General features: G+C 61.6%; 4 protein-coding genes and 3 pseudogenes. All 7 read left to right on the top strand.

The window, feature by feature from the left end; translation table 11 throughout:
* Nucleotides 1–227: 227 nt before the first annotated feature.
* On the top strand, nucleotides 228–950 hold the full coding sequence (locus AC1DWT_RS48690) for a hypothetical protein (protein WP_477926010.1): 723 nt from the start codon (nucleotides 228–230) through the stop codon (nucleotides 948–950).
* Between the two features lie 747 nt (nucleotides 951–1697).
* On the top strand, nucleotides 1698–2555 hold the full coding sequence (locus AC1DWT_RS48685) for an SDR family NAD(P)-dependent oxidoreductase (RefSeq protein ID WP_477926009.1): 858 nt from the start codon (nucleotides 1698–1700) through the stop codon (nucleotides 2553–2555).
* A gap of 424 nt (nucleotides 2556–2979) precedes the next feature.
* Nucleotides 2980–3820, top strand: a pseudogene (locus AC1DWT_RS48680) (IS701 family transposase); the annotation flags it as partial.
* 722 nt (nucleotides 3821–4542) lie between these two features.
* Nucleotides 4543–5328: a hypothetical protein gene (locus AC1DWT_RS48675; protein ID WP_206016896.1), complete on the top strand. Its 786-nt coding sequence runs from the start codon at nucleotides 4543–4545 to the stop codon at nucleotides 5326–5328.
* 111 nt (nucleotides 5329–5439) lie between these two features.
* On the top strand, nucleotides 5440–5610 hold the full coding sequence (locus AC1DWT_RS48670; protein ID WP_477926008.1) for a hypothetical protein: 171 nt from the start codon (nucleotides 5440–5442) through the stop codon (nucleotides 5608–5610).
* Nucleotides 5611–5715: 105 nt separating this feature from the next.
* A pseudogene (locus AC1DWT_RS48665) lies at nucleotides 5716–6026 on the top strand (IS701 family transposase); the annotation flags it as partial.
* A 165-nt stretch (nucleotides 6027–6191) separates the two neighbouring features.
* Nucleotides 6192–6638, top strand: a pseudogene (locus tag AC1DWT_RS48660) (DDE-type integrase/transposase/recombinase); the annotation flags it as partial.
* Nucleotides 6639–7034: the final 396 nt, after the last annotated feature.

Genomic DNA, 7034 nt, shown 5'->3' with positions numbered 1-7034 from the left:
GATCTGCACGTGATCGGTGGCGATTTGCTTCCGAGCATGACTGCTGCAGCAGCGTCGCTTCGGACAATCCCGGTGTCAGATCTGCTTACGAATGCGCTCGCTGCGGCAGATGCGGGCGATGCGCTCACGCTGCACCTCCATGGGTTGGGAGGAGGCTGAGTTTCATCCACCGAGTTACTACTCGGAGCGACATCAAGAAAACCGATACATTCAAAGGCATTGGGAACATGATCAGTAGAACTGAAGCTGGAACAACTAAACAGCAGGCAAGTGAAGAGTCGGCGGTCGTTCAGAGTAGCGATGGTGATGTCCAGTACAAGCCCGGGGCCGTTGCAGGCCGCTTGCGAAACGGCGACCGCGTCATCCGGGTCCGCTCGTTCATCGTCGCCCTCGCACTCCTTGCAATGATCGGATCGATCGGAATCCTCGGGTGGCAACTCCATGGGAAAACGAACGACCTGAACAGCATGCGTGACAATGCGGACGCCCGTTCGCATGCAGAGCAGGTGGCTCTCGACTACTCAACCGGCGCCGCGCAGATGGATTTTCGCGATCTCGCGTCCTGGCGTTCGCGCTTAACCAGTGGCACAAGCGATGAATTGGCGGATCGGCTGACACACGCAGCATCGTCGATGGAGCAGATCATCACGCCGTTGCAATGGGTGGCTACAGCGAAACCGGTTGCAGCAAAAGTAGTTTCCGAGAATAACGGTTCGTATACCGTGACTGCCTTCGTAAAGGTATTGACTACGAACAGTCAGGCGCCCGACGGAATCGATTCGACTGCCTCTTATCAGTTGACGGTCGACGGCCGCGACAATTGGAAGATTTCGGACATTGGGGGAGATGATGCGTCGCTCGGCGGTGCTGGCAATCCGCCACCCTCTTCCTCGTCGACTGCCCCGCCAACTGTGGAGTCGCCGCCGGCGCCGGCAGTGCCTCCGCGGTAATCCGGTTCCAGTACTGCATGGCAGATCGGCTGCATATTCATTGCACGGTATTCAGATCGACGGTCAACCGGCAAGCAGGGGCCCCGTTTTGGTCGTGTCCACGCCTGCGGTGTGGTGCGTCGAGACTGAGATAGAACGTTCTCGGCCCCAAGGGATTCCATGCGCTATCCGAGCGCGGAAGCCTGAAATCGTTCAGCCTGACCGAACGCCGCGTGATCGAAGAGAAGGTCGCACATCCGGACCGAACACGATCTGACATTCTCGGGCCCCGATCCTGACCAAAGTTGCCGATTCCCGTGGCCGACGACGGGTGGTCGACATCAGTCATGTGGGACTTCGGATGTTGTCCCGTGAGATTCAGTGCGCTGATCCTCTCGTTCGAGGACGACAATTCCTCTCGTCGCGAGGAGTCCAGCGTGTGATCTGCCAGTGCATCATCTGGGAACAAGAAGGCCGCCAGCGAGCAACTGCACGTCACCAAGGTGCACGTTGCCTGATTCGGCAATGGTATTCCACTGAAATCACTGAAAGTAGTGAACCGGACGGACGCATCGTCATGCGCCGAAGCGACACGGCTGACCGCATAACGTCAGGTGCCCACTGAGCCATCCAGATGCACAGACCTGGCCGGTGACAGCCGAATTGTTACTATGATACAAAGAGTGTCAGGTGTATTGTTTACGTGGGTCGCGGGTCAGATAGCGCAGATCCGCAGTCAGCAACGGAGCGGGACTTGAGGAGACATTCATGAACCAGGTTGTACTGAGCGGCAAAGTCGCCGTGGTCACCGGCGGAGGGCGAGGAATTGGAAGGGCGACGTGCGAGGCACTCGCACGCGAGGGGGTACGAGTCGTCGTCGCCGACCTCGACGGAGCTGCTGCTGCGGCCGTCGCTACCGCCATCGGCAAGAACGCCATTAGTCGGTCACTCGATGTTTCCAACCGCGAGCAGTTCCGCTCTGTTCTCGATGCCGCCGAACAGCACTTCGGTCCGCTCGACATCCTCGTCAACAACGCCGGCATCATGCCGGTGGGCTACTTTATCGACGAAACCGACGAGATGACAGACCGCTTGGTCGACGTCAACTACCGCGGCACCCTCATCGGGATGAAGGAAGCCCTACGACGCATGAAGCCGCGCGGCGCCGGCCATATTGTCAACCTGGCATCGACCGGTGGGTGGTTGCCCGCTCCCGGCGTCGCCACATACGTCGGCACAAAGCACGCGATCGTTGGTCTCACCGATAGCGTGCGTCTCGAACTGACGGGCAGTGGTATCAATCTGTCGTCGGTGGGCCCCGGCATCGTCAAGACGGAACTGGCGGCGGGACTTCAGGAGATGCGCGGGATGCGCGGCGTTACACCAGAAGAAGTCGCCGATGCAATCATCGAAGGCATGAAGCGAAAGCGCCACGCAATCTTCTCGCCTGGTGTAGTCGGAATAGCCGCCCACGTCTACGGAGCGTTGCCGTACACACTCCGTTCGTTGCTGTTTCGGGTTACGAAGATCGACCGTCTAGGCCCCCAGATCGATCAAGGGACCCGGAAAGACTACGAGGCGCGCGTCGTGGCCAGCATCTCCCGCGCGACAGACGCCGAATCTTAACAACCGGGTGTCTGAGGGTTTTCGCGCCGCAGGATTCGGCCTGACCATCGAAACGATTGCTTGAGCCAATGGTCCGTCTGTGAAGTAGCAAGCGATTTCATGCTGCGTTCATGGTTGCCGTAACGTCGACGGTCAGTGGCGAACAACGGGCAGAGCTCGGGTGGATTGCTGGATCGACGCGCCGCCGCACCGACAGGTAGTCCAGGCGCGGGCAATGCTGCGGGCGGACGACGGGGTAGATCGTGCCGAGATCTCCCGGTACTGTAGCGAATTCGGATACCCTGCGGCGCTGGTGGTATCGCTCTTGATGTCGAGGCCATTCCTGGGGGCGTGGTAGTCGCGAAGTGGCGCCGCACACTGCGTCTTGCCGTCCGGCCCCGGAGGTGCCGCAGTTGGCATCAGAAGCATCCGACGTGGCTCGATGGCAGGTGATGCGGGCCCGGAGGGCATGCAGCGGCTGCTGAACTTCTACTCCTGGGACTGTGAGGGGCTCCGCGACGAGGTGCGTCAGGTCGTGGTCGAGACGATCGGCGACGCCGACAAGGCCGTATTGATCGTCGACGAGACAGGGTCTTGAAAAGGGCACCCGCTCGGCAGGGGTGGCCCGGCAGTACTCCGGCACGGCCGGACGGATCGAGAACAGCCAGATCGGGGTGTTCCTCGCCTACGCGAGCGCGGCCCGGGCACGCGCTCATCGACCGGGAGCTGCACCTGCCCGAATCGTGGACCGCCGATCGGGTCCGGTGCCGCGCCGCCGGCATCGGGGATGGGGTCGAGTTCGCGACCAAACCCGTGCTGGCGCAGCACATGATCGAACCCGCCCTCGATGCGAAGGTGCCGTTCTCCTGACTCACCGCCGACGAAGCGTACGGGCAGGTGAAGTCCCTGCGGGTGTGGCTCGAGGAACGCGATGTGTCCTATGTGCTGGCCACCCGGCGCAACGACGACGTGTTCACCCCGGACCGGCGGGCGATATGATCGCCGCGGTCCCGCCGAGGCAGTGGCGCCGGATCTCGGCCGGCGACGGCGCACCCCGCCCGCGGGATACTCCTCGGTTCGGGTGCCGATCCGGAGCGCCTGTGCGCCCGGGCGGGGGCACTGTCTGCTCGCCCGCCGGTCCCTCTCCGATCCGGCCGAGATCGCCTACTACATCTGCGTCGGATCCCGGCGCACCACGCTCACCGAACTCGCAGTCGTCGCCGGATCGCGGTGGCGGGTCGAGGAGTGCTTCCAGCAGGCCAAGAAACGAGGCCGGCCTGGTCCAGTAACAGGGGCGTACCTACCGTGCATGGTATCCACACCACCTTGTCCATGCTCGCACACATCGCTATCACCGCCCGGAGGGAAATCAGCCGATCATCACCTAACACCGATCACACATGCCACCCTGGATGCGAAAGGCTCAGTGAAACAACTCGACACACCAGGTCGGACGATCACCCACGTCCCCACAACCCGTTCCACACAACGGAATTCACGACGACAACATCAACGAATCGGTGCATTCGGGCTTGGTAGTCGATTAGGGAGCGCTGCTGGCATCGTTCGTCGCTAGGTGTGGCACAAACCCGATTCTTACTTCACTTCTATGGTCGTGACTGCGACACCCTGGTTTTGTTGACGATCCCGGTCGCATGCACCTATTATTTTATCTGAATTAGATACTTCCGGGAATGTTGGTCCCCGTTCAGCTGGCCCGTAGCGCGCCGTGAAGTCGTGATGACGCGCGGTCTGTTTCCTGTGCCGGACGATCCTCGAGTTTGGAGTGAGAAGAGAAGATGGTGGAATCGATGAGCTGGACGGTTGTCGACGGGCGTCCGGTGGTTTGGGTCGGGCCATCGCTCGTAACCTGGCGGAGGATGGCCATGACGTCGTCGTGGCGTATCGAGGCAATCGTGCGGCGCCGACGAGACGGCGGAGCTCGTCCGTTCGAGTGGTCGAGGGGTCATGATCGAGCCGGTTGATTACGAATGCGGGGTCCGGGCGCATGTTGGCTGAGACGCCGCTGGTGGTCCTTCGGCTCTACGAGTTCGCCCAAGTCCTGGGCACGGTGTTCGGTGGATACTTGGTGTTCCGGTTTGGTCGAACCCGATTTCTCGCCGGCCTCTACGTTGGATGTATATCGATTTTTTTCTGGGACTGGATCTTCACTGATCACTGGTTCCTCAATCTCACCTACGATGCTCGGTCGATCAACCTTTTCACRCTCGCCGGCCGGCCCGAGCCGCTGTGGTCGCCGTGCTCGTACGCGACGTTCTTCGGGATCACCACCCTGCTGATCCTGCGTTACCGTGACTGGCTCGACCGAAAACTGGGTCGCTGGCAGTACGTCGTGCTGCCGGTCTTCTTCGCGGTGCTCGATGTGAGTGTCGAGGGTCTGACGATTTACGCGTTGGACATCTACCGCTATGGCTACCGGGAGGAGTGGACGGTTCTCGGCGTCCCTTACACCAACCTGGTGTGGGTCAACATCATTCTGATGCTGATGGCGTGGACCGGCCGAGGGATCGTGCGGATGCAGCACGAGCGCGGGACGATGGCGGTGAACGGTCCTCCGGCGGTCGTCGATGCGGACCAGCGGGTCATCACTCCGGTTGGTGCCGGGGCGCGCCCGTCCGTCGCCGTGACCGAGGACAGCCCTCGCCTGCCCGGCCGGTCCTCAGCCGAGCCCTGGACGTTGTTCGCAATCGGCTTCGCAATCTGCCCGACCGCCTTCTATATCAGCATCGGCGTGATGGCCTTCGTGCTTGACCTAGTCCAACCCTGGAGCTGACCCCGCGCGGAGGAGTCCCCCGCCGGGCCGTCTGCCGGGGACTTGCGGCCGATCAACCGGATTGGTTACGGAGACGGGAAACATATCTGTCAGCGTGGTGTGTTCTGGCCGATGGCGTTCGAGGCGACGGTCCCCGAATGCCAGGTGATCGGGGAGATCCCCAAGGACGTGTTCGGTGGCTTCTACCGGAAACGGACCTGCCCAGCGGCCCGGCGCCAGGGCGCGGAGAGCGTGTTCACCACCGACGGGATGGTTCAGGTTGATGGCCACCGGCATCGATGAGTTCGAACTGGGCGGCCGTCTAGGCGCCGGAGTGGTCGAGACCCAGAAGCCAGCGCGCCCAACGGCTACAAGCGCCGGCTGGGTTCGGGCGACTCCGGATGTGGCGAACGGGGTCGCGGTCACCGGCTGCTGGCCCGCCGGTCGATCACTGACCCCGACGAGATGGCCTACTACATCTGTTAAGGCCACGCCGAGACCGAACCCGCCGAGCTGGTCTGGGTGGCCGGTAGTCGCTGGGCGATCGAGGAGTGCTTTCAGACCACCAAGAACGAGACCGGGCTCGACCACTACCAGGTGCGCGGGTACCCGGCCTGGTACTTGCACATCACCTTGTCGATGGCCGCGGCCGCGCCTTCCTGACGATCCTGCGCCGCGGCGCTCAAAAACGGGATCTCCGGCTGGTACCCGAGATCTAATACCTCTGACAATCAACGAGATCCGGCGATTGTTTGGGCCGCGTCGCCTGTCCGCTGCGACACGCCCTCGTGCATGTCTGGCACTGGTCGAACTGGCGCCGCGCCGGCCAGGCCAGAGCGCGCGCCAGCCACTACAAACGTCGACATCGCAAACTGTCGTTGCAGTACTTTGTGGCGGTCATCGACTGTTTCTCCCGCAAGGTTGTCGGGTGGTTGATCGCCCGATCACATGCGCACTGACTTGATCGCAGCCGAGCTGGCGAACGCGGCCTCGATGACCCTGATCGAGCCGGGGGCGGTCTTTCACTCCGGTCGTGGCCGCCCAGTACACCTCTGGCGCATTTCGGCGGCTCGTGGCCGGATTGGGAATTCGATCCTCGATTGGGGCGTACCGGGGGTGTGCTGGGACAACAGTATGGCCGAAAGTTTCTTCGCAGCGCTAAAGAACGACGGTGTCTACCGCACGTTCTATGCAACGAAACAGCGAGCGCGACAGGACATCGTCAGGTGCATCGTAGGGTTCACAACTCGCGGCGCCGGGATTCTGCGCTCGGCTACCGGTACCCGGACGACGTCCACTGCAGTTACCAGCAGCCGACGATCGCGGCCTGAATCAATCCCCTTCAATGTCCGAAATTCTCGCAGTAGACCAAACTACCAGTGACTACCACTTCATAGTATGAATCTACATTAGAAAACTGGTGTCGGCATAAAACTTCCGCGTCCACTTGGCAGCCAACGGACCGGGCAGTGTCCCAGCATGGGTCTGGGGTGCACGGCATACCGTGGGTAGAAATGCCCTGCGGACCGTTGTTTGGCCCGGGTAGTGCGAATGACGGCGCAACAGTGCTTGGGTGTCACCGCTCTGTGTCCATACACTAGTTGGTCCTGTCGATCCGCACGGCAATCCCCTTGACCCTGCTAGATTTAATCTAGTATAAAATCTATGTGAGCGGATCGGTGCACGACGATCGCTCTCGCCGACCGCGACGCGGCACGGGGTGGCTG

This window comes from Rhodococcus sp. P4_B6 (genome assembly GCF_056402215.1).
The sequence above is the reverse complement of the archived record's forward strand: the minus strand, read 5'-3'. Positions and strand labels throughout refer to the sequence as shown.

What these genes read in the sequence shown, in the direction of transcription:
- AC1DWT_RS48690 (WP_477926010.1), top strand. Translation starts at nt 228, where the DNA reads ATGATCAGTAGAACTGAAGCTGGAACAACTAAACAGCAGGCAAGTGAA.
- AC1DWT_RS48685 (WP_477926009.1), top strand. Translation starts at nt 1,698, where the DNA reads ATGAACCAGGTTGTACTGAGCGGCAAAGTCGCCGTGGTCACCGGCGGA.
- AC1DWT_RS48670 (WP_477926008.1), top strand. Translation starts at nt 5,440, where the DNA reads ATGGCGTTCGAGGCGACGGTCCCCGAATGCCAGGTGATCGGGGAGATC.